The sequence below is a fragment of the Proteus columbae genome, from assembly GCF_009914335.1.
In the GTDB taxonomy this organism is placed as follows: domain Bacteria; phylum Pseudomonadota; class Gammaproteobacteria; order Enterobacterales; family Enterobacteriaceae; genus Proteus.
On the sequence record NZ_CP043925.1, the window covers coordinates 2665917 to 2689110 of the forward strand.

At 39.0% G+C, this 23194-nt stretch carries 22 protein-coding genes; 2 read left to right on the top strand and 20 right to left on the bottom strand.

The window, feature by feature from the left end; all coding sequences use genetic code 11:
• Positions 1-182 precede the first annotated feature (182 nt).
• From cysM to F1325_RS12820, 8 genes are all read right to left on the bottom strand, one after another.
• The gene (gene cysM, locus F1325_RS12785; RefSeq protein WP_109370947.1) at positions 183-1067 is read right to left on the bottom strand and encodes a cysteine synthase CysM; all 885 of its coding nucleotides are present in this window, start codon (positions 1065-1067) and stop codon (positions 183-185) included.
• 173 nt (positions 1068-1240) lie between these two features.
• On the bottom strand, positions 1241-2329 hold the full coding sequence (gene cysA / locus F1325_RS12790) for a sulfate/thiosulfate ABC transporter ATP-binding protein CysA (RefSeq protein WP_109370948.1): 1089 nt from the start codon (positions 2327-2329) through the stop codon (positions 1241-1243).
• Positions 2330-2361: 32 nt separating this feature from the next.
• Complete coding sequence (gene cysW, locus F1325_RS12795; RefSeq protein WP_160230547.1) at positions 2362-3204, bottom strand: sulfate/thiosulfate ABC transporter permease CysW; 843 nt, start codon at positions 3202-3204, stop codon at positions 2362-2364.
• Positions 3204-4037 carry a sulfate/thiosulfate ABC transporter permease CysT gene (cysT, locus tag F1325_RS12800; RefSeq protein WP_072068681.1) on the bottom strand — a complete coding sequence of 278 codons (834 nt, stop codon included), beginning with the start codon at positions 4035-4037 and terminating at the stop codon, positions 3204-3206. The genes cysW and cysT overlap by 1 nt, the downstream gene beginning before the upstream one ends.
• Positions 4037-5056 (bottom strand): thiosulfate ABC transporter substrate-binding protein CysP, encoded by a 1020-nt coding sequence (gene cysP, locus F1325_RS12805; protein ID WP_109370950.1) that lies wholly within the window; start codon positions 5054-5056, stop codon positions 4037-4039. Before cysP ends, cysT begins: the two co-directional genes overlap by 1 nt.
• Before the next feature lie 246 nt (positions 5057-5302).
• Entirely contained in the window at positions 5303-6199 is an 897-nt protein-coding gene (locus tag F1325_RS12810) for a Dyp-type peroxidase (protein ID WP_160230548.1), read from the bottom strand.
• Positions 6200-6352: 153 nt separating this feature from the next.
• On the bottom strand, positions 6353-6949 hold the full coding sequence (locus tag F1325_RS12815; protein ID WP_244184986.1) for an RpoE-regulated lipoprotein: 597 nt from the start codon (positions 6947-6949) through the stop codon (positions 6353-6355).
• A gap of 337 nt (positions 6950-7286) precedes the next feature.
• On the bottom strand, positions 7287-7724 hold the full coding sequence (locus tag F1325_RS12820) for a GNAT family acetyltransferase (protein WP_109371471.1): 438 nt from the start codon (positions 7722-7724) through the stop codon (positions 7287-7289).
• 133 nt (positions 7725-7857) lie between these two features.
• On the opposite strand from F1325_RS12820, the gene hemF reads away from it, so the two are divergent.
• Positions 7858-8766 carry an oxygen-dependent coproporphyrinogen oxidase gene (gene hemF / locus F1325_RS12825; RefSeq protein WP_109370952.1) on the top strand — a complete coding sequence of 303 codons (909 nt, stop codon included), beginning with the start codon at positions 7858-7860 and terminating at the stop codon, positions 8764-8766.
• Positions 8767-8855: 89 nt separating this feature from the next.
• On the opposite strand, the gene F1325_RS12830 is transcribed toward hemF, so the two are convergent.
• Positions 8856-9203: a hypothetical protein gene (locus tag F1325_RS12830; RefSeq protein ID WP_232797509.1), complete on the bottom strand. Its 348-nt coding sequence runs from the start codon at positions 9201-9203 to the stop codon at positions 8856-8858.
• A 106-nt stretch (positions 9204-9309) separates the two neighbouring features.
• Positions 9310-9879, bottom strand: a complete 570-nt coding sequence (locus tag F1325_RS12835; protein WP_109370953.1) for a hypothetical protein — start codon at positions 9877-9879, stop codon at positions 9310-9312.
• 319 nt (positions 9880-10198) lie between these two features.
• Here F1325_RS12835 and F1325_RS12840 point away from each other — a divergent pair, with 319 nt between their 5' ends.
• On the top strand, positions 10199-11113 hold the full coding sequence (locus F1325_RS12840; protein WP_160230549.1) for a Gfo/Idh/MocA family protein: 915 nt from the start codon (positions 10199-10201) through the stop codon (positions 11111-11113).
• 71 nt (positions 11114-11184) lie between these two features.
• Here the strand turns inward: F1325_RS12840 and der are convergent, their stop codons facing one another.
• From der to pbpC, 10 genes are all read right to left on the bottom strand, one after another.
• The gene (der, locus tag F1325_RS12845; protein WP_098942308.1) at positions 11185-12675 is read right to left on the bottom strand and encodes a ribosome biogenesis GTPase Der; all 1491 of its coding nucleotides are present in this window, start codon (positions 12673-12675) and stop codon (positions 11185-11187) included.
• Positions 12676-12794: 119 nt separating this feature from the next.
• Positions 12795-13967 (bottom strand): outer membrane protein assembly factor BamB, encoded by a 1173-nt coding sequence (bamB, locus tag F1325_RS12850; protein ID WP_109370955.1) that lies wholly within the window; start codon positions 13965-13967, stop codon positions 12795-12797.
• A 14-nt stretch (positions 13968-13981) separates the two neighbouring features.
• Complete coding sequence (locus F1325_RS12855) at positions 13982-14602, bottom strand: YfgM family protein (RefSeq protein WP_109370956.1); 621 nt, start codon at positions 14600-14602, stop codon at positions 13982-13984.
• 10 nt (positions 14603-14612) lie between these two features.
• Positions 14613-15896: a histidine--tRNA ligase gene (gene hisS / locus F1325_RS12860; protein ID WP_036912557.1), complete on the bottom strand. Its 1284-nt coding sequence runs from the start codon at positions 15894-15896 to the stop codon at positions 14613-14615.
• A 122-nt stretch (positions 15897-16018) separates the two neighbouring features.
• Positions 16019-17140: a flavodoxin-dependent (E)-4-hydroxy-3-methylbut-2-enyl-diphosphate synthase gene (gene ispG / locus F1325_RS12865; protein ID WP_160230550.1), complete on the bottom strand. Its 1122-nt coding sequence runs from the start codon at positions 17138-17140 to the stop codon at positions 16019-16021.
• A gap of 47 nt (positions 17141-17187) precedes the next feature.
• Entirely contained in the window at positions 17188-18156 is a 969-nt protein-coding gene (gene rodZ / locus F1325_RS12870) for a cytoskeleton protein RodZ (RefSeq protein ID WP_109370958.1), read from the bottom strand.
• A 76-nt stretch (positions 18157-18232) separates the two neighbouring features.
• Entirely contained in the window at positions 18233-18667 is a 435-nt protein-coding gene (locus F1325_RS12875) for a hypothetical protein (protein ID WP_109370959.1), read from the bottom strand.
• A gap of 88 nt (positions 18668-18755) precedes the next feature.
• Positions 18756-19937 carry a bifunctional tRNA (adenosine(37)-C2)-methyltransferase TrmG/ribosomal RNA large subunit methyltransferase RlmN gene (locus F1325_RS12880; RefSeq protein WP_023581631.1) on the bottom strand — a complete coding sequence of 394 codons (1182 nt, stop codon included), beginning with the start codon at positions 19935-19937 and terminating at the stop codon, positions 18756-18758.
• Between the two features lie 155 nt (positions 19938-20092).
• Positions 20093-20518 (bottom strand): nucleoside-diphosphate kinase, encoded by a 426-nt coding sequence (ndk, locus tag F1325_RS12885; protein ID WP_023581630.1) that lies wholly within the window; start codon positions 20516-20518, stop codon positions 20093-20095.
• Positions 20519-20861: 343 nt separating this feature from the next.
• Positions 20862-23183, bottom strand: coding sequence for a peptidoglycan glycosyltransferase PbpC (pbpC, locus tag F1325_RS12890; protein ID WP_109370961.1), 2322 nt, complete (start codon positions 23181-23183; stop codon positions 20862-20864).
• Positions 23184-23194 lie beyond the last annotated feature (11 nt).

Consider the following 23194-nt stretch of genomic DNA (forward strand, 5'->3'; position numbering starts at 1 on the left):
GTGGCGGTTTTTTATATTCAAAAATCCAAGAGCGAAGATCAAAAATACGCTAACTCATTCGACGATGTTCTTACTCTAAATAATTCAAGGTGTAGCTAGGCGACAAGTGAATAAGTCCCTAGGAGCATACATTAGTATGTGACTAGGGTGAGTGAACGCAGTCAACAACGCTATAACTTGAATTATGACGAGAAAACGCCCGTAGATAAATAACGATCGCCTCTATCACACACAATCGCAACAATCACCGCACCAGGATTCTCTTTTGCAACGCGCAGAGCGCCAGCAACAGCCCCTCCAGAACTTACGCCACAGAAGATACCCTCTTGGCTAGCTAAAAGGCGCATCGTTGATTCTGCTTCTTTTTGTGACATATCTATCACACTATCCACCAACTCTTTTTTAAAGATACCCGGTAAGTAAGCAGGTGACCAACGACGAATACCAGGAATTTGACTTTTCTCTTCAGGCTGAAGACCTATCACTTGCACACTATTAGATTGTGTTTTTAAGTAACTTCCCACACCTGTGATTGTGCCCGTTGTTCCCATACTTGAAACAAAATGCGTAATACGACCTTGTGTTTGTTGCCAAATTTCAGGGCCTGTTGAAATAAAATGTGCTCTTGGATTATCGGGGTTATTAAATTGGTCTAATACCTTACCTTCACCCTGTTGTTCCATTTGTTGTGCGAGATCTCGTGCACCTTCCATACCGATTTCACGACTCACTAAAATCAATTCTGCGCCATAAGCTTGCATTGATGCTTGACGCTCTTTACTCATATTCTCAGGCATTAGCAGCTTTAAACGGTAACCTTTTACCGCCGCAATCATCGCTAAGGCAATCCCCGTATTACCACTGGTTGCTTCAATCAACGTATCACCCGGCTTTATTTCACCGCGTAATTCCGCTTGTTCAATCATCGATAATGCAGCTCTGTCTTTTACTGAACCTGCGGGATTATTGCCTTCAAGCTTAACCCAGATTTCAGCGTCTACCTCTTGTGTAAGTCGTTGTAGTTTTACTAATGGTGTATTACCAATAAATTGTTCTAACCCTGCCACAATAAGTCCCTGCTCATTTGTTTGTCTGTATTAATGAAGAAATCACATTTAACTTATTAACGCAATAACATTAACGTAATTCGATAAGTCTCTACACTTTCGTAAAAACCAAAACACCCACGCTAAAAATAAGCATGGGTGAGAAATAATAAAAGGCTATGCTATTAATAAAATTAAGCGGTATAAGCTAACGATACTGTATTTAAGGGAGTATCTCCCGTATATAAACGGGCTTGAGCACCTCCCATATAATAGGTATTTCCTTTTGTTGGCGCCGAAGAAATATCATTCCAAACTGCAGTAATAGGTGTTTCACTCCAACCTAATGGCTGTAAAATTAACTGCCAATAATGCCCTTTGGGTGATACCTCAATAACCTTAACGGGTAATCTGCAAACACTATTGGCATGTACACTTAATGCAATTTCCCACGGACGTAAGAACACATCTACCGAACCTTGATAAAGCGGTGTCACAGATAATGGCAAGTGATATCCCCCAATCTGTAATTGAGCGCCATTAATTTTACCTTTTAGGTGGTTCACATCACCTAAAAATTCTAAAACAAAGCGACTTTTTGGTGATTGCCACACTTCTTGTGGTGTCCCTACTTGCTCTATTTTGCCATTTCCCATAATCACAATGCGATCAGCCACTTCCATCGCTTCTTGTTGATCATGAGTGACGAAGACACTGGTAAATTTAAGCTCTTCATGCAATTCACGTAACCAACGGCGTAATTCGGTTCTCACCTTGGCATCTAAAGCACCAAAAGGCTCATCTAATAACAAAATTTGAGGTTCAACGGCCAATGCTCTTGCTAAGGCTACACGCTGTTTCTGTCCGCCTGACAATTGTGCTGGATAACGTTGAGCTAAATGAGGCAATTGGATCATCTCTAATAACTGCTCAACTTTTTTATGAATTGCGTCTTTGCTAGGGCGCTCGCGGCGGGGCAATACGGTTAAACCAAAAGCGATATTCTCAAATACGGTCATATGGCGAAACAATGCATAATGCTGAAAAACAAAACCGACTTTGCGATCTCTCGCATGTAATCGGCTAACATCCTGCCCTTCAAAACGAATACTTCCTTGGGTTTGATGCTCAAGACCTGCAATAATACGTAAAAGTGTCGTTTTTCCCGATCCTGAAGGACCTAACAGCGCCACCATTTCACCTGAAGCCACATCAAGACTGACATCATGCAACACTTCAGTGCGATCAAAATATTTTGTGACACTATTAATTTCAATACTCATATTTTGCCTCTACTTTTGTGTAAATAATGATGTCATTGCTGACGAGCTAAGTGCCATTGCAATGCACTTTTAAACATTAAAGTGAATATTGCCATCATGGCGAGTAATGCAGCCGCCGTAAATGCGCCAACGGTATTGTAATCTTGATGAAGTAATTCCACTTGTAACGGTAGTGAATAGGTTTCGCCACGAATAGCACCAGACACCACAGAAACTGCACCAAACTCACCAATTGCTCTAGCATTCGTTAATACAACACCATAGAGCAATGCCCAGCGAATATTAGGCAACGTCACACGCCAAAACATCTTCCACCCACTCGCTCCTAATAACACGGCGGCTTCATCTTCTTGGCTACCTTGGCTCATCATCACTGGTACCAGTTCTCTGACTACAAAAGGGCAAGTGACAAACACCGTAACTAATACCATTCCCGGCCATGAGAACATAAGTTGGATATCAAATTGCGATAACCACTGCCCAGCCCAGCCATTGCTACCGTAAAAAAGCAGATAAAGTAATCCAGCAACCACTGGAGATACTGCAAATGGAATATCTATCAACGTCATTAACAGTTGGCGCCCCGGAAAACGAAAGCGCGTGACAAGCCATGCCATACTGACACCGAACAACATATTGACAGGTACAGTGATTATCGCGATGAGAACCGTTAACCAGACAGCATGTAACATATCGCTGTCTAATAAATTCTCAGTAAATATTTCAACGCCTTTTGAAAACGCGGTCATAAAGATCCACGCAATAGGCACAACTAAAAATAAAATGGATAACACAACGCCAGTAAAGATTAACCCCCACTTTACCCAATCAATTTGGAGACGATATACCGAGCGTTGTTGCATAATATCTGACATCAATGCCCCCTTAACCGTTGACCAAATCGGCTTTGTAATCCATTAATTGAAAACAGTAAGACTAATGAAACAAGTAAAATTACAGAAGCAACGGCACTTGCCGCAGGATAATCAAACTCTTGCAATCGAATAAAAATCATCAAAGAAACGACTTCTGTTTGCCATGCAATATTGCCAGCAATAAAAATAACGGCGCCAAACTCACCTAAACTGCGCGTAAAAGAGAGCGCGGTTCCCGCTATTAGTGCCGGTGATAATTCAGGTAATACAACCTTACGAAAAGTCTGCCAACGACTCGCTCCTAGCGTCTCAGCCGCTTCTTCATACTCAGGGCCTAACTCTTCAAGAACTGGCTGAACCGTTCTTACAACAAAAGGTAAACTGGTAAAAGCCATAGCAACGGCAATACCAATCCATGTATTAATGACTTTTATATCAAATTTATCCAATACAAAACCGTACCAGCCTTGTGTTGAAAAAAGCGTTGCGAGTGTCAAGCCCGCAACAGCCGTAGGTAAAGCGAAAGGTAAATCCATTAAACCATCAAGTAGTTGTCTACCTGGAAAACGGTAACGAGTAATGATCCACGCAAGCAACATACCGAAAATAGCATTAAAAATGCTGGCAACTGCCGCCGCTAATAGCGTGACTTTATAAGCGGCCACAATTTGTGGATGCGTGATTACTGCCCAATATTGGGCCCAACTCATATCAGAAAGTTGCACAACCAGCGCACTCATTGGTAACAGCAAGATCAAGCAGGTATAAAACAGTGTTCCACCTAAACTTAATCCAAATCCCGGTAAAACCCGTTTGCTGGTTGTGGTAAACATTATTGACGTCCTTGCGCTAATAACTTGTCAAGCATGCCATCTGTCGTGAAATGTGTTTTCATCACGTTATTCCAGTCACCAAATACTTCTTCAACCGTAAATAGTGACGTTGCGGGGAACTGTGCTGTTTTTTCAGCCATGACCGCTTTATCATTTACGCGATAATTAAATTGCGTGATGATCTCTTGTGCTCTAGGGCTGTATAAATAGTTTAGATAGGCTTTTGCCAGTGCTTCGTTGTCATTACGTTGAACATTTTTATCAATCCAAGCGACTGGAAATTCAGCTAAAATATCAACAGGTGGTACAATGACTTGATATTCATCTTCACCATATTGTTGACGAATATTATTAACTTCAGATTCAAAGCTTATTAATACATCTCCGAGTCCACGTTCAATAAAAGAAGTCGTTGCACCACGGCCTCCTGTATCAAACACCTCAACATTCTTGAGGAATTTCTTCATCGCTTCTTGTGTTTTCTCATCGTTACCATAAGCTTTTTCAAAAGCTCCCCACGCGGCTAAATAGGTATAGCGGCCATTACCCGATGTTTTAGGATTAGGGAAAACCACTTTGACATCTTCACGCGTTAAATCTTCCCATGAAGTAATGTTCTTTGGATTTCCTTTGCGTACTAAATACGCCATGGTCGAATAATAAGGTGAACTATTATTAGGAAGACGTTGTTGCCAATTAGCAGGAATTAATTTGCCTTTATCATGCAAAATTTGCACATCAGTAACTTGGTTATAGGTCACTACATCCGCAGGTAAACCTTGCAATATTGCAAGTGCTTGCTTAGAAGAGCCTGCATGTGATTGTTTGATGGTGACTTTATCGTCAGGATGTTGTGCATCCCATTGTGTTTTAAAATCGCTGTTTAGCTGTGTGAATAACTCTCTGGCGATATCGTAAGAGCTATTAAGTAATTGAGCCGCCCCTGCATAACTACTAACCACCAAAGACAATGCTACGGTTGCTTGTAATGCAAAGGTTCTGATCGTGTTTTTCTTCATTAAAAGTACCCATCATTGTAAGTTTTATTCTAATGGTTACTCTATCGACTTTATTTATAACAGTGTAGTTAGCTTTTGTTATTTGATATAACTATAAGCTATTAAAAATGAATAAAACTCAGGCTAATTAATTAAATTTGCATCAATTACTCTTTATATGAAAAAAATTCAGACAAAAATGCCCGCTTTTAAAGCAGGCATTTCATTAATAAAGCGTATTTAACACTATTTAACACTAGATAATAATCACAGTGATTTTAATACTTCATAAGAAGGTGCGAAGTAATAACTTCCCGTTACAGGTTTACTCATACGTAATAGGTCATCATGTTTGCCGTCTAATTCACCAAACATGCTCAATAGTTGCTGCTCGATGTTATATAAACGACTACAGTAAGCTAAGAAATATAAACCATGTTTACCGCTTGCAGTACCGTAAGGCAGGCTGTGACGTAAAATCGCTAGCTCTTCACCATCTTCTTCAATCACAACACGAGAAACGTGAGATGTCACATTACGCTCAGATTCATCAAGTTCAACACTGTCTTTTTTAGTGCGACCGATCATTTTTTCTTGGTCTGATTCACTAAAACGAGCCCATTTTTTCAGGTTATGCTCATAACGTTGCACTAAAACATAACTACCACCAGCATCAATGCCGTCATTAATTAGTGCAACACCATAACGTTCATCATCCTGTGGATTTTCTGTGCCATCAATGAAACCACTTAAATCGCGCTCTTCTATCCAACGGAAACCATGAATTTCTTCTTCAACTTTGATTGCGTCACCAAAAGCAGCAATTGTGGCTTGTGCCAGTGAGAAATTCACATCATGACGCATAGATTGGATATGAATAAGAAGATCACGCTGTGTTGCAGGCGCTAAACCTTTACCTAGAGGGCGAAAAGGTTTGAGCTCTGGTGCGCTATTTTCATCGGAAAGTTTTTTCCAGAGATCAGAACCAAATGCAACAACTGCGCCTAGTGATGCATCAGGAAATTGCTTTTGTAAATCAGATAATGATTGCATGAATTTCTGACATCCTTCACGCAAAGCCTCTAATTCACCGACAACCATTGCTTCGATAAAAAGACCAAATTTACTATGTGCGACTAAAATGCCACTTTGTGCATGAGACATATTGCTTTCCTAATCAATAATCAAAACACCTAGAATGATGTTAATTATATCGAATATTTTTTCCTGAAGATTTGCCTTTTAACAAAAATCGGACAGTCTGATTATAAAATCTTCCTTGTTTTATAAGGAATAGCATAAGGAATAGCGTGAAGGCTATTTGTTCTGCCAAATAATCTGCGTTAATGTCCAGTTAGATAGAACTTCATCAGGTGGCATTAATCCATCAGGACCATCCCATTGACCACTAAAGACATAACTCACCGATTTAGCTTCTGTGGATTGACATAAAATAGTTCTCTGTTTTTCATCTTTAGGGCCTTTGCTGCACACACCAAATGCTTTTTTATAGATATCTTTAAATGGTGTACCTATCGTTATTCCCCAATCTGTTGTTGCCTTAGCATCAAAGACTTCTATTTTCTCAACGGTGCCTTTTTCTTTGCCATAGAAAGCCACTTGGATTTTATTATCTTCAAGTGCTTGGACTACAACAGTAATATCGCTACCTTGCATCTCCATACCTTCACGATAATTGAAGCTACCGCCTAGCGCATTTTTTATTTCACTTTCTGTTATTTTTGTTGAGCTGGTGATATTACCTAATCCATTAGCAGAAACTGTTAACGTATCATTTGAAAACCAATTCATCGGATTTAGTGCAGAAAAAGACATTCCTCCCATGGATGAACAGCCACTTAATAGCAAAACACTTGTGCTCAAACACAAGGGTAACCAAAACTTAGGCATCATTTATTTCTCCGTTAAACTTTTTCGTCACACATTAAAATAGATATTGAGGTTATTAAGTACACCTTATCTTACTCTTTGTATCGTCTCAATCATCAGGCTAAAACTGTCGCAATAAGTCAGAATAACAAAATATTTACTGATTTGATCTTAGATAACCACATGAAAAGAAAGCCTAGTTACGACCATCAACATAACATTTTGTTCCACAGAAAAGGCAATATCAGATTTTACGCATAAAATAAGAAGTACAAATGTAAGAATAGAAACAAAGAAAAAAGAGATAAAATAGAAAGGGAAGAGAAATAACCCCTAAAAATATCAGGGGTTTTAAACACAATTAAAGATCAAAATCCTGATCAACAATTAATCGTTTAGTATAAGTTGTGCTTTCTTGGTTTTGATCTTCATACAATAACTTCTCAAACATACAAATTGTTGCATCATTTTCTTCTGGTACAACTAATGTAATTTGAGGACACCCTTTCGCGATCAGCTTTTTCTCTAACCGAGAGATCAATGCATTCGCAATGCCTCTTCCTCTAAAATCTGGATGAACGCCTAAATAGTATAAAGAACCACGATGACCATCATAGCCCCCCATCACACTACCCACGAGTTCACCCGCGACTTCGGCGATCAGAAACAAATCTGGTGAGTGGTTTATTTTTCTTTCAATATCAATTTCAGGATCGTTATCAGGCGATATCAAATCGCAACGCTCCCAAAGTGTAATAATTGCCTCAAAATCATCTTGGCGAAATACACGTATTTCCATGGTTTTGCCCATTATCGGTCACATAAATCTGAATTTATTATCGCTTGTTTAGTTTATGAATCAACTTGAAAATGAGAACATAGACAATATGGAGTTCTATTTTTAATAAATATGATAAAAATTGTAGGTTATTATGAATTTACCTGATATTCATCGCGTTAAAGAATTTTTCTTATCACTACAAGATACGATTTGTCGCTCTCTTGAAAACATAGACCAAAAAGCCACTTTTCAGCAAGATAACTGGGAAAGAAAAGAAGGGGGCGGTGGTCGTACTCGCGTTTTAACCAATGGCGCTCTTTTTGAACAAGCTGGCGTCAATTTCTCGCATGTTTATGGCGACACATTACCGAAATCTGCCACTGCACATCGCCCTGAATTAGCAGGACGTCGTTTTCAAGCCATGGGTGTTTCATTAGTTATTCATCCTCTTAATCCTTATATTCCAACTTCTCATGCTAACGTGCGTTTTTTTATTGCTGAAAAAGAGGGAGAAGATCCTGTTTGGTGGTTTGGTGGTGGCTTTGACTTAACACCTTATTATGGGTTTGAAGAAGATGTTATTCATTGGCATAAAGTAGCTAAATCGGTTTGTACTCCTTTTAGTGGAGATTATTACTCTCGTTATAAAAAATGGTGTGATGATTATTTTTATATTAAACACCGCAATGAACCTCGTGGTGTAGGTGGCCTTTTCTTTGATGATTTAAATACTCCAGATTTTGACCATTGTTTCGAATTTGTCCAACAGGTTGGGCTTGGTTATCTTGATGCCTATTTGCCTATTGTTGAAAAGCGCAAATCAATGCCTTGGGGAGAGCGTGAACGCCAGTTCCAACTCTATCGCCGTGGCCGCTATGTTGAATTCAATTTAGTGTGGGATAGAGGTACATTATTTGGCTTGCAAAGCGGCGGAAGAACAGAGTCCATTTTAATGTCGATGCCTCCCTTAGTCCGTTTTGAGTACAATTACTCACCCGAACCGAATACCCCAGAAGCAAAGTTATACAGTGACTTTTTGATCCAAAAAGAGTGGGTATAAAATACTTAATTTATTGAGAGTAAAGCCACATTAAAAATGTGGCTTTACTCGAATCAAACGAGAAGTTTAATAACAAATATTTCCTAAAATCAATTAAACAAAAAAGCCAGTAAACCTGTCACTTTATTTTTGTTTTCCCACCCTTCTGCTCTCATACAGGTATTGAAATAGTCTTTACGTTCCCATTCATTAGCATCGGAAGGAAGAGATGCTCCTGCGCCTGAATTAGGAATATCTTTACCATTTATACTCATAGGAGCAAAAGAAGGCTGGCTTGAAGCCACATATCTCGCGGGATATCGCGCTTTAGCTTCTTGCATACACATATTCTTAGCAATATCTAACGGTGATGGATTTGTAGTTTTTGCTTCCCATTTTTCAGGTGTTGCACAAGCAGAAAGCGTAAAAATTGATGCAATGATGATCGTTTTTTTCAAAGTAATAGCTCATTAAGACGAATGGGAATCAATTGCATTTTAGCTATTTTTTTAAAGAAATAATTAATTTTTTATGAAGTTTAATCTCATTGAAGTGAGAGCGCTTTTACTCTTCAAATAATGCATCGGGACAATCTGAAATAACATCAAATCCCAAATAATAATATAAGTGATATTTATTTATATCGTCTTTATTAAAAATATGGATCCCTTCAGAGCTGTAGCAGTTCGTTATATTCACTTTATTAGTATTAAAGATAATTTCAGCTTGATTTAATGCACCAGTGATTTTAACCATATTTTCTTGCTTAGGATTATTAGGATAAATAACAGATATTGATAACTCATCCATAAAATGTGCAAGTTGAGTCAGTTTTTTATTATAAAAAAATGTGTAAGTTGTTTTATCGTCAACAGAGTCATAAACCACATTGTGTTTATCTGAAAGGATAAAGTCATCACCTTTTAATGATAAACAACGATTGTTATTTTTATCAGTAGCATCATTAAAACATGTATAAACAGATTGAGCTGCAAGTGTGGCTTTATCGGTGTATAAAAAAAGCCCCTCTTCTTTATTAGAAACGAGTCCAAGAGAAAAATTATTTGATGTATCACTACTTAATGCAATGTTTTGATACCCAAGAAGAACAAAGAGAACAAATACTCTAAGCATATTAATTTCCTAAAAATAAAAGAAAGACGCAAATACATTGTGGATGAAATTTATCAGTATTTCTAAGAAATTACACTACCGAAATACATTAACAAAGATAGCACTTTATAAGTGTAAAGCTCTTCCTTCTAGTGTCAGTTGAGGCGCATCACGGATAGTATGGTCAGCACCAATTGCTAGAACAGACATAGTCAATTTTTTCTCAGCATATTGCTGGCTTTGAATTATTGTTTGTGGAATGGCACGATAATATGAGTAACATACCTACTTTTTAATTGTCTTAAACTGATAACACATTGAAAAAATGAGAAGGTGAATAATGGGAAAACTGCGTATTGGTATGGTCGGTTTAGGATCAATTGCACAAAAAGTTTATCTACCTATTTTAAGTAAAGCTTCTAAGTGGGAATTTATAGGCGCATTTTCACCTAATCAGGAAAAAGGGAATATAATTTGTGCCACTTATCGTATCCCTTTATTCACTAGCTTAAGTGCTTTAGCCCAACAGTGTGATGCGATATTTGTACATAGTGCAACTTCAAGTCATTTTGAAGTTATAGACTATTTATTAAACGCAGGTGTACATGTTTATGTTGATAAACCCTTAACAGAACATATTCACCAATCTGAGGCACTTATTGAGCTTGCTGCCAAGAAAAATAAAAAACTCATGGTGGGTTTTAATCGCCGCTTTGCCCCCTTTTATCATCAGTTGAAACAAAATATTACCCACCTTTCTTCTTTAAGAATTGATAAACATCGATGTGATAGTGTCGGCCCTAAAGAGACACGTTTTACCTTGTTTGATGACTATTTACATGTTGTTGATACGGCGCTTTGGTTAGCAGGTTCAAACGCTAAATTATTAAGTGGTAGTATTATCCAAACAAAAGAAAATGCACTTTTTTATGCTGAACACCATTTAAAAATCGACGATTGCTGGATAACAACATCAATGCACAGAAAAGCAGGAAGCCAGCAAGAGCAGATTATTGCTGTTGATGAAGATGCAATCCATCAAATTACAAATATGAATTTATGGCGCAGTGAAAGCAGAAGTAGGCTCACTGAAAAACATCCAGAAAATTGGGATCCCATTTTATTACAACGAGGTTTTATTGGGGCGGTAGAACACTTTATCGAATGTGTTACGAATAATACAGAGCCATCGACAAGTGGAGAGCAAGCCATTGTTGCTCAACTCATGATAGAAAAAATGCTAGCTAATCAATAAATTCTATGTATAAAAAAACTGAGTTCATTATAAATTGAACTCAGTTTTTATTTTTTTGACGTTAAATTAACTTATTTCGATTTCTTCAAATGTGACATTAAACGCTTACGTTTACGCAACTGAGATTGTGTTAATTTATTTTTCTTATCCGCATAAGGGTTTTCACCCTCTTTAAATTGAATACGGATTGGCGTACCCATCACTTGCAGAGTACGGCGGAAATAGTTCATCAAATAGCGCTTATAGCTATCTGGTAAATCAGTGACCTGATTACCATGAATAACTACAACAGGTGGATTATAACCACCGGCATGTGCATATTTCATTTTTACACGACGTCCACGAACAATTGGTGGCTGATGATCATCTTCTGCCATCTTCATGATGCGAGTTAGCATAGAAGTTCCTACGCGACGCGTTGCACAGACATAGGCCTCTTGAATTGATTCAAAAAGATTACCCACGCCACTACCATGTAATGCAGAAATAAAGTGAACACGCGCAAAGTCAACAAAGCCTAGTTTAAGATCAAGCATGGCTTTTACTTGTTCGCGATCGTCTTGTGTCATGCCATCCCATTTATTAACAGCAATGACTAATGAACGACCTGCATTCAGGATATAACCTAATAATGAAAGATCCTGATCTGAAATACCTTCACGGGCATCAATAACCAGCAATGCAACGTTAGAGTCTTCAATGGCTTGTAATGTTTTGATAACAGAGAATTTTTCTACTGTTTCTTTTACTTTACCACGTTTACGAACACCCGCTGTATCGATGATGATATATTCTTTCTCATCACGTTCCATTGGGATATAGATACTGTCACGGGTTGTACCTGGCATATCGTAAACAACCACACGATCTTCACCAAGCATACGGTTTGTCAATGTTGATTTACCGACATTAGGACGACCAACAATCGCTAATTTTACCGGTAATGTAGAAGGGTCAAAGTCGTCTTCTTCCTCTTCTAACGCTTGTGCTTCTTGTTCTGCTTCTAATGCAGCCCAATAAGCCGCATTTTCTTCTTCTTCAGTCAGCTCTAGCTCTTCTTCCACCACTTTACCCGTAATTGGTAAGAGTGCTTGTTCAATCAATTGAGCAACACCACGGCCATGAGATGCAGCAATTGGGAAGATTTCGCCTAATCCTAAAGAGTAAAAATCAGCTAATGCAGTATCAATATCGATACCGTCAGTTTTATTCGCAACTAAATATGTTTTTTTCTCAACACCACGAAGGTGTTTTGCAATACCTTGGTCTGCTGGCATCAAGCCCGCACGAGCATCAACTAAAAACAGTACGATATCGGCTTCTTGAATAGCCTGTAGCGATTGTGATGCCATATGGGTTTCAACACCCTCTTCAGCACCATCAATACCACCGGTATCAATAATAATAAATTCTTCGCCTTCTAACTCTGCTCGACCATATTTACGGTCACGGGTGAGGCCTGGAAAATCGGCAACTAATGCGTCTCTTGTGCGTGTTAGTCGATTAAATAACGTGGATTTACCCACGTTAGGGCGCCCTACTAAGGCAATAACGGGTATCATTTTTTGATGCCTCATAAAAATACAATCACAAACCTGATTGTATTTTACATGTAATTACTAAAAAGACGAAACGGCTCCTTTAAAGGAGCCGTAAAATAAATAGATTTGTCAGCAATTAATTACCGACTATAAAGATAAAGCTTACCGTCGCGAGCTTGGATCATCAGTTTATCTTGTACCGCTTGAGGGCGACTTAATAAGCCTGAACTGTTCACTTGGTTTTGCGCAATAAATTTACCTGTGTTGGTATCAATCCAATGGAGATAACCTTCTGCATCACCAACCACTAAATAACCATCAAAAATAGCCGGAGCAGTTAAATTGCGATGCAATAAATCTTCTTGTGTCCATAATGTCACACCATCAGATTTACGAACAGATAAAACTCTGTCATTTTGGTCAACAAGGTAAAGATTATCACCCAACAGCACCATATCATTGACTGAGCCTAACTCACGTTTCCAAAGAATTTGTCCAGAACGCATATCAAGGCTAACTAAATTACCGTTATACGCCATTGCATAAACAGTATTTTCATCAATAATCGGTGTGATATCCACATCATTTAATCGGCTAATTTCAGTAGAGCCTTTAATTTGTGAAATATTTTGTTGCCAAATCAACTGCCCTTGAGAAAGAACAACTGCACTGACACGGCCATTATCTGCACCAATAATAGCTGCGCCATAAGCAACAGCAGGTGCAGACTCGCCACGAAGAGATAATGATGGAGTATCTAAGTTAATAGTCCAAGAAATCTCACCACTTAACAAGTCGAGTCCTTGCAACATACCATTACTGGTATGAATAAGTACTAAACCATCACTAACAACAGGTTTTGAAATGGCTTCGCCAGCGACATCTGCTTCCCAATCAATGGAGCCATCTTCAGTGTTCAGTGCGTATACTTTCGCTTTTTCAGTTCCCACAAAAACGCGAGTGCCTGAAACTGTTAGCCCACCAGAAAGTAATGCGGACTCATTGGATGAAAGAAAACCTGTTTTAATAGAGAGATCTTGCGACCAAAGCTCTTTACCTGTTTCTACATCTAATGCTTTCACTAAACCATGGCGATCAGCGACATAAACAACTGCGCCATCCCATGTTGGTGACAAGTGAGAATAGTATTTACCAATACCATTTCCAACTGATTTGTCCCAAACAGCTCTAGGTGTAAATTGGCTTTGCACCTCAGGCAATGGAGACATTGTCACATTATCCTGTTCACTAGAACATCCTGCCAACAAAGCAGATGCTAGTAGACCAACCAGGAGAGTTTTACGCAGTTGCATGTCTGAAGATCCCTTTAATTGGATAAATTATTGAGTTTAAGTTCAACCAGTGAGCGAATAGCACCCGCATTTTCATCAGTTAATGCGCTACGATAAGCGGTTGTAGCACCTGTGTTATCGCCTTTTTTCGCTAAGACATCACCACGGATATAATTTTTCATTCCATTCCATGCTTTGCCTTTCACTTGCTCTAACGAAACTAAAGCAGCATCTGTTTTATCTAATGCTAATTGTACACGAGCTAAACGAAGATTAAGCATATCTGCAAATGCGTCATTTTTTACTTTTGCCACAGCATTCGTTAGATGACGTTCACCACTGACTAAATCATTAGCATCAATAGCGATTTGGGCTAGCTCTAATGAAGCTAAAGCGCCATAAATATCATTCGTTTCAGTAACAAATTTTTCAGCTAATGCAATATTTTCAGGCGTAGGCTTAGCAAGTGCCTCGCTGACTGTTGCAAAAGCACCTGCACTTTCTTGCAGACGATTTGTTTGATGTGATTGCCAATATTTCCAACCAAACACACCACCAAAACCAATAACAGCGGCTAAAACAATAGTTAAACCGTAGTTTTTAAAGAACTGTTTAATTGCATCAACTTGTTCGTTTTCGGTGCTATAAACTTCCACAAGTCTCTCCTTAACCTAATAACAGAGTCAATTGCTGAGCGAGCTCATTGCGAGCAACGATTGTTTGTTCCCCTGAACGCAAATCTTTCACTGCAACAGTGCCGGCATTAATTTCATCTTCGCCTAAAATCAGAGCAATTTTAGCGCCTTGTTTATCAGCACGCCCTAACTGCTTTTTAAAGTTACCATTACCATGATTCGTCATTAAACGTAATGTTGGTAATTGATCACGAATTTCTTCAGCCAGCATTAATGCTGCGCTTTGACTCTTTTCGCCAAATGAAGCAAGGTAAACATCAGCGACATTAGTATCTGCAACAAATTCAGGGTTAACCGCTTGAACTAATAAGATCATGCGTTCCATCCCCATAGCAAAACCAACTGCTGGTGTTGGGTGCCCACCAAGTTGCTTCACTAGGCCATCGTAACGGCCACCCGCACACACGGTTCCCTGTGAACCTAATGCGCTAGTTACCCACTCAAAAACAGTACGGTTATAATAGTCTAAACCACGAACTAAACGCTGATTAACGCGATATGTAATACCGACAGCATCCAATAAAGCACAAAGACCATCAAAGTGCGCTCTTGATTCGTCATCAAGATAATCGAAAAGTTCAGGCGCATCATTCAATAAAGTCTGAATTTCTGGATTTTTTGAGTCTAAAACACGTAATGGGTTAGAATACATACGACGTTTGCAGTCTTCATCTAACTTATCTACGTGCTGCTCTAAGAAAGCAACTAACGCTTCACGATATTTAGCACGCGCTTCTAATGAACCAATAGAGTTAAGTTCTAATGTTACGTGTTCTGCAATACCTAACGCTTTCCACCAACGCGCAGTTAGCATAATTAATTCCGCATCAATATCTGGTCCTTGTAGACCAAAGACCTCTGCACCTAACTGGTGGAATTGACGATAACGACCTTTTTGAGGGCGCTCATAACGGAACATTGGTCCTAAATACCATAAACGTTGTTCTTGGTTATAAAGCAAACCATGCTCGATACCCGCACGAACACAACCTGCTGTGTTTTCTGGGCGTAATGTCAGACTTTGGGCATCTTCGCCACGATCGGTAAAAGTATACATTTCTTTTTCAACAACATCGGTCACTTCACCAATTGCTCGCTGAAATAGAGGGGTATGCTCTACGATAGGTGTTCTGATTTCACTAAAGCCGTAACCCGCTAAAATTTGTTTTAGCGTATTTTCAATTTTCTGCCATACACGAGTGTCAGCAGGTAGATAGTCGTTCATACCACGAATGGCTTGGATTTTTTGTGCCACTTTTCTTCTCTAATAGTTATTAATTGATTGTTAGGCTGATTATAGAAGCGAAATCAATCAGTATTCAATGTGAAATCAATAGTAAAACTGGCTCATAGATTAATGAGCCAGTTTTTTGAGTATTATTTGTCCAGCTGATTTATATTTATACGCATACTGTCATCAAGTATTGATGCTTTAGCTCGAATTTTTGCTTCTAATAAATCAATCATATTAACGTTATCAAGACGCTCTTTTTGTCTCACGCCATCTTCATAAAAACCACTTCGTGTTTTAGCGCCAGTTACACCTAACGTTGAAACTTCAGCTTCACCCGGTCCATTAACAACACAACCAATAATAGAAACATCCATAGGTGTGATGATATCTTCCAAACGTTGCTCTAATTCGTTGACTGTTCCGATAACATCAAATTCTTGACGAGAACACGTTGGGCAAGCGATAAAGTTAATTCCACGAGAACGAATACGTAAGGATTTAAGAATATCAAAACCGACTTTAACTTCTTCAACTGGATCTGCAGCTAATGAGATCCTTAATGTATCGCCGATACCTTCTGATAATAAGATCCCAAGACCAATCGCAGATTTAACCGATCCCGCTCTTGCGCCACCGGCTTCGGTGATCCCAAGATGCAGTGGTTGATCAATTTTTTTCGCTAATAAACGGTAAGAATCAACTGCAAGGAAAACATCAGAAGCTTTTACACTGATTTTAAATTGTTCAAAATTCAGTTTATCAAGGATATCCACATGGCGCATTGCCGATTCAACTAACGCTTCAGGTGTTGGCTCTCCGTATTTCTCTTGAATATCTTTCTCAAGTGAACCACCGTTTACACCAATACGAATAGGAATATTGTTGTGACGAGCGCAATCAACAACTTGGCGAATACGTTCTTCACTACCAATATTACCCGGATTGATACGTAAACAATCAACACCATATTCAGCGACTTTTAATGCGATACGGTAGTCAAAATGAATGTCAGCGACTAAAGGCACATTAACTTGTTGCTTAATTAATTTGAATGCTTCCGCAGCATCCATTGTGGGTACAGAAACACGAACAATATCCACCCCAACACGTTCCAGAGATTTTATCTGGCGAACAGTCGCTTCTACGTCTGTTGTTCGTGTATTTGTCATCGACTGTACCGTGATAGGAGCGCCATCACCAACAGGTACATTGCCCACATAAATTCGTGTCGATTTTCGACGAATAATAGGTGATTCTTTATGCATTGATTAATTCTCCCATGCTTCCATGCTTGCTCAAATGTGTAGTCAGATTAAGCGCTCGGTACTGTTATTTTCGCTATTTTTCCAGTAAAACGGCTTAAATCAACAGATTCACCATTAAACTGTAAGCGAGTAACAGAAGGTGCGCCTATTTTTAGTTTATAAGGTTGCTCACCATCAAATTCCAAACGATCACCCGCTTTCTTAATACCATTAAATAAGACTTTATTTTGAGCATTACGAACTTCTAACCAACATTCACCATCAAACATAAGAACCAATTGATTCGCAATAGCAGGTGCTTCCGATGAAGTAGATTCTTGCGTTGAATTTGCTCGAGAAGTTGTTGATGTTGTTAGCGGTGAGACTGGTAATGGAACCGTTCTCACTTCTGTTGGTGCTGGTGATGTCGTTTCAGTCGTTGGTGATGTAGCGACATTATTAGCCTGATTATCAACTAATGGCGGCGCAGATACTTGTAAATTATCACCTTCAGATGTTGACATATTATCTAAGGTTGCCAAAGGAGAATCTATCGTGTTGGTGTTTTCTTGTGTACTATTTTGCCCTACGTCTTGAGATGCCATAGAGACTAATTCTTGTTGATCCGCCTGATGACCTTGCCACCACCAAACACCTACTAATGCAATCATAACAATCAAAATCACCCAAGTGATTTTCATCAGCCAACCTTCACGTTTTTTATGACGTTTGCCTAATGAGTAATTTTGTGTGGTTGTCATTCTAATTTGTTTAACAGGCGCTTGTTGGTCGATAAAACCAAGGATGTCTTTTTCAGGAACACCAACGAGCTTGGCATAAGAACGCATATATCCGCGTAAAAATGTGGGTGCAATATCAGAAGAAACAGAATCTGTTTCAATGTCGCGCACTGTTGATAACTTCAAACAAAGTCGATCAGCAACAGTTTGTTGTGTTAGCCCTACTTTTTCTCGTGCCTGACGTAAAAGTTGACCTGCTGTTAATTTCACTTCTTCGGTTTTGTTTTCAGTATTCATTAGCAATCTAGGCACTGTGGCTATTGGATGTTTAACATTGATGAACTCGCAAAAGCACAAAGTACCTTAACGTATATCACCGCGATTTTTTTGATATTTTATTATCACTTTGCTGGCAGACCAAATAATCTGGCGGTATATCCTCAATTAACACACTATTATTGTTTAATAGTTTTTGTTCACAAAGGAAATTACCATAAAGCCTTAATACATTAACATTTACTGGCTTCGAGTTCATCGCTAATTTGTAATAATCTAACGCTTGAATAGAATTTCCCAATAACTGCGATGTTAATGCCATTCCTAAATTCGCATCAGGATGATTTGGCATCACTGATAACACTTTTTGGAAATGATATTGCGCTATTTGATATTGTCTTTCAGCTAAATAAGCATCACCTAATTGTAAACGTGTAGACACTGCAACACGTTCTTGATTGGCTGATGATTGACAACCGAGTGTCAATAGCATCAAGCCAATAGTTATAACTACTGATGATATCCTTATCATCGTTTTATTCCTCAAATATATTCATCCTTGTTCTCTCTACATTGTAATTATGTAATACACTTCACAAAGAAAGAGATATCCAACTGTATCAGACTGCTTTTACTGAAATTAGTTCACCTTGTTGGCGTTTTTTCAGTGTACGCTTTGTACGGTCAATAACATCACCAGCTAATTGTCCACAAGCCGCATCAATATCATCACCACGGGTTTTACGTACAATCGTCGTGAAGCCATATTCCATTAATACTTTAGAGAAACGGTCAATACGGCTATTAGAACTACGTCCATATGGCGCACCCGGGAACGGATTCCATGGAATTAAGTTAATTTTACACGGCGTGTCTTTTAAAAGCTCGGCTAATTGGTGAGCTTGATCTGTGCTGTCATTAATATGATCAAGCATGACATATTCAATCGTCACTCGCCCTTGGTTCGCGTTTGATTTAGCAATATAACGGCGAACACCTTCAAGAAACATTTCAATGTTGTATTTCTTGTTAATTGGAACGATTTCATCACGAATTTCATCAGTTGGAGCATGCAATGAAATAGCTAAAGCCACGTCCACAGCATCACCTAATTTATCTAATGCAGGTACAACACCTGATGTAGAGACAGTAACACGACGTTTAGATAGACCAAAACCAAAATCATCCATCATGATTTCAAGCGCTGGAATAACATTATTTAAATTTAGTAATGGCTCACCCATTCCCATCATCACGACATTAGTAATAGGGCGACGGCCTGTCTCTTTTAATGAGCCAATAATTTTAGCTGCACGCCAAACTTGCCCAATAATTTCAGACACTTTCAAGTTACGGTTAAAACCTTGCTGTGCAGTTGAACAGAACTTGCACTCTAAAGCACAACCCACTTGTGAAGAAACACATAATGTTGCGCGATCATCTTCTGGAATGTACACAGTTTCTACTTGTTGATCGCCAACTTTAATTGCCCACTTAATCGTGCCATCTGTTGAACGTTGTTCTTCAGAAACTTCAGGTGCTTTAATTTCAGCAATTTCTTTTAATTTATTGCGTAACACCTTGTTGATATCGGTCATTTGATCGAAATCGTCATAACAGTAGTGGTACATCCACTTCATAATTTGGTCAGCACGGAAAGGTTTTTCGCCCATAGAGACAAAAAGCTCACGCATCTGTTTACGATTTAAATCTAACAGATTAATTTTAGTTTTTTGATTCACAGTATTTTCTTTAGAAACAGCGACAGAAGCGCTTGGCGCTGGAGTGGTAGATTGGGTCATGACATTGCCTCGTTGTTACACTATGCGGCCTGCATTAGCATTGATGCTAATGGGATACTTATATATTTGTATAATAAACAATAATAAAAAACGCCCTGTTAATTATCAAACAGGGCGTCGCATTGTACTGTTTTTCGCGTAGAGATGCTAATAAATTAGCGCGCGCAAACTTCGTTTTCAGTGAAGAAGTATGCGATTTCACGAGCAGCAGAAGCTTCTGAATCTGAACCGTGTACCGCATTTTCAGTAAAGCTATCAGCGTAATCAGCACGTAATGTACCCGCTAATGCGTTGTCTGGGTTAGTTGCGCCCATCAGATCACGATGACGTTGAATCGCATTTTCACCTTCTAACACTTGAACCATGATTGGACCAGAAGTCATAAATTCAACTAAACCGTCAAAGAAAGGACGGCCTTTGTGTTCTTCATAAAAGCCTTCAGCTTGTTCGCGCGTTAAATGCAACATTTTAGCACCAATGATGCTAAAACCTGCACTTTCAAAACGGTGATAGATAGCGCCGATAACATTTTTTTTCACTGCGTTTGGTTTGATAATAGAAAATGTGCGCTGAATAGCCATGTCTTACCTCTAAATTATTTTATTAATGATAACTTTTGTTATCTCTTTTATCGCAGATCATGGAAAAACGAATCAAAAACCGCATTCCCTGCAAAAAATAGGGCTCGATTATAGGAGGATAAAAATAAATTGCACAGATTGAATATCCTTTTTTTTAAGAAACTGTGGCAAAAAAGTTATAAATTATCGTTCTAATCACATTTTTGACGTATTCCATGTTCAAACTTGAAAATAAGAATAAAAAAGAACCGAAATGACACTCGATAAATAGTCTAATTATCTTTATTAAAAAACCTATTTTAGTGAAAAATCCCTCAGTTCTCGTTTATTCCATTGATTTAGTTTAACGAAATATAAAATTAACCATATCCGTTTGACCACTTAGATCAAGCACAGAAAGTTGATATTTACCTCGTTTCTCTAATAAATAAGAGAATGTTTCTCCGTTTTCTGTTTTACCTATTTGCTCACCATTTAAAAACCACCATTGCATACCACTTCCTCCTTGTGTAGAAACTGTTATTTCGAGATTAGTTTCACCAGGTAATGGCCTTAATAAATCACCCGCACGAATACCCGAGATAAACAAGGGAATAATATCTTCTTTAATTGGTGGGCAAGTTTCAGAAATCGGTGGCAGTCGTTTTGCTCTGCGCTCTTTTTCAGGTAACCATGCTTCTAATGCTATCGGCCATAAAGCAATATCTTTTAACTCTGCGTTAGGACAATTAGGCCCAGTGCGTTTACCTTCATCATCTAACCAAATTTTTTCGTTGATCCCCAAAATACCTTCTTGGCTATCATTCAATAAAGTTGGCGGAATAGTGTTATCTAAGATCCAGCTTCGACGACTAACTCGACAGTTACTATCTTCTTTAGGTAATGCCTTACCTGTCGGCCAACAGATTGTTGCTGCTGTTACACTATTAGGACGTAAATCAGTAGGTGGTCTTTGTTTATTTTGATAGAAATAGCCAGTTAATAAGTTATTGACCTGATTCATAATAGGGACAGCCGTTGCAAAGCCGAATTGCCCTGCAACAGGTGTTCCATCAGGTCTGCCCACCCAAACACCAATGGTGTAGCGAGCATTCACACCGATAGACCACGCATCCCGATAGCCATAACTTGTCCCTGTTTTCCAAGCTAAAGGAACAACGGGTGAAATTGCACTATCTGGGCGAGGTCTGGCTTCTCCGGCTAATATGCGTCTGACAATCCATGCCGAACCTTGTGACATCAACACTCGGTTTTCTATTATTTGTTCCGGCTTAAAACGCAACGGTGCTGTTTTTCCTTGCCTTGCTAATGCACTGAAGGCGGAAACAAGCTCATCCATTCGTGTTGCAGTTCCTCCTAAGATCAGCGCTAAATTTGGCTCTGAACCATAAGGAAAGCGCATTTCAAGATGGTTATGACGCAATTTCGCTGCAAATTTCTTTGCACCATACACTTCGATAAGTTGTACTGCTGGCAAATTCAAAGAACGACTTAGTGCTTCACTGGCACTGACCGCACCATTAAAATCAGAGTCAAAATTACCAGGGCGATAATTATCAAATCGACGAGGAACATCTTGTAAGAGTGATTCTGCATGAATAAGCCCTTCATCTAATGCGAGTGCATAAATAAATGGCTTTAATGTTGAACCTGGCGAACGCCATGCGCTAATCATATCGACGTGGCCAAAGCGCGAATTGTCATTAAAATCAGCAGAACCAACATACCCTTTCACACTCATATCCGTATGATCAACAACTAGAATGGCTAAGGATGTTTTATCCGCTAATTGATACTTCCATTGATTCGCAATATCTTCGAGTTGTCGTTGAATATTGATATCAATCGTGGTGGTAATAACAGGCTCTCGCTTTTCGTTATACATACGACGAGCCAGCAGTGGTGCTAATTGTGGTGTTTGCCTTGGCGCTAATAAAACCTGCTCTTCTTTGATTTCATCAACTTTTTCTTGTGGCCATATTTGATACTCAGCCAATCTATCTAATACTTTATCTCTGGCAGCTTGAGCACGTTCAGGATATCTATCTGGTCGTAAACGACTTGGTGCTTGTGGCAATACAGCCATTAATGTCGCCTCTCCCGCAGATAAATCAGCGGGTGATTTGCCTAAATAAGCCCAACTTGCAGCTCCAATGCCCTCTAACGTACCGCCAAAGGGTGCTCTATTGAGGTAAATTTCCAGAATTTCATCTTTTGAGTAATACCACTCTAATTGCAAGGTGCGCCAAAGCTGTTTGATTTTCCCCCCTAAAGTACGGGAGTGAGGATCAATAAGGCGAGCTACTTGCATTGATAACGTGCTTCCACCTGACACAATTCTTCCTGAACTTAGGTCTTGCCACGCCGCACGTAATATCGCCATCGGGTTAACACCAGGATGCTGATAAAACCAGCGATCTTCATAAGTGATTAAAGCTTCTAAATATTCAGGAGAGACATCAGCGAGTTTGACATGATAACGCCATACCCCTTCTTTATCGGCAAAGCGCCAAAGAGGAGTACCATCTTGCGCTGTAACAATCGTCGCAATTTGAGGTTCAGGATCAGGGAGAGGCCAAATTTTATCTGCGATCCAGACTAAAATTGGCGTTGTTAGCAAAAAAATAATGATAACAGCAATAAGCCGTTTATATCCTAGTTTCATTCAATCACTCA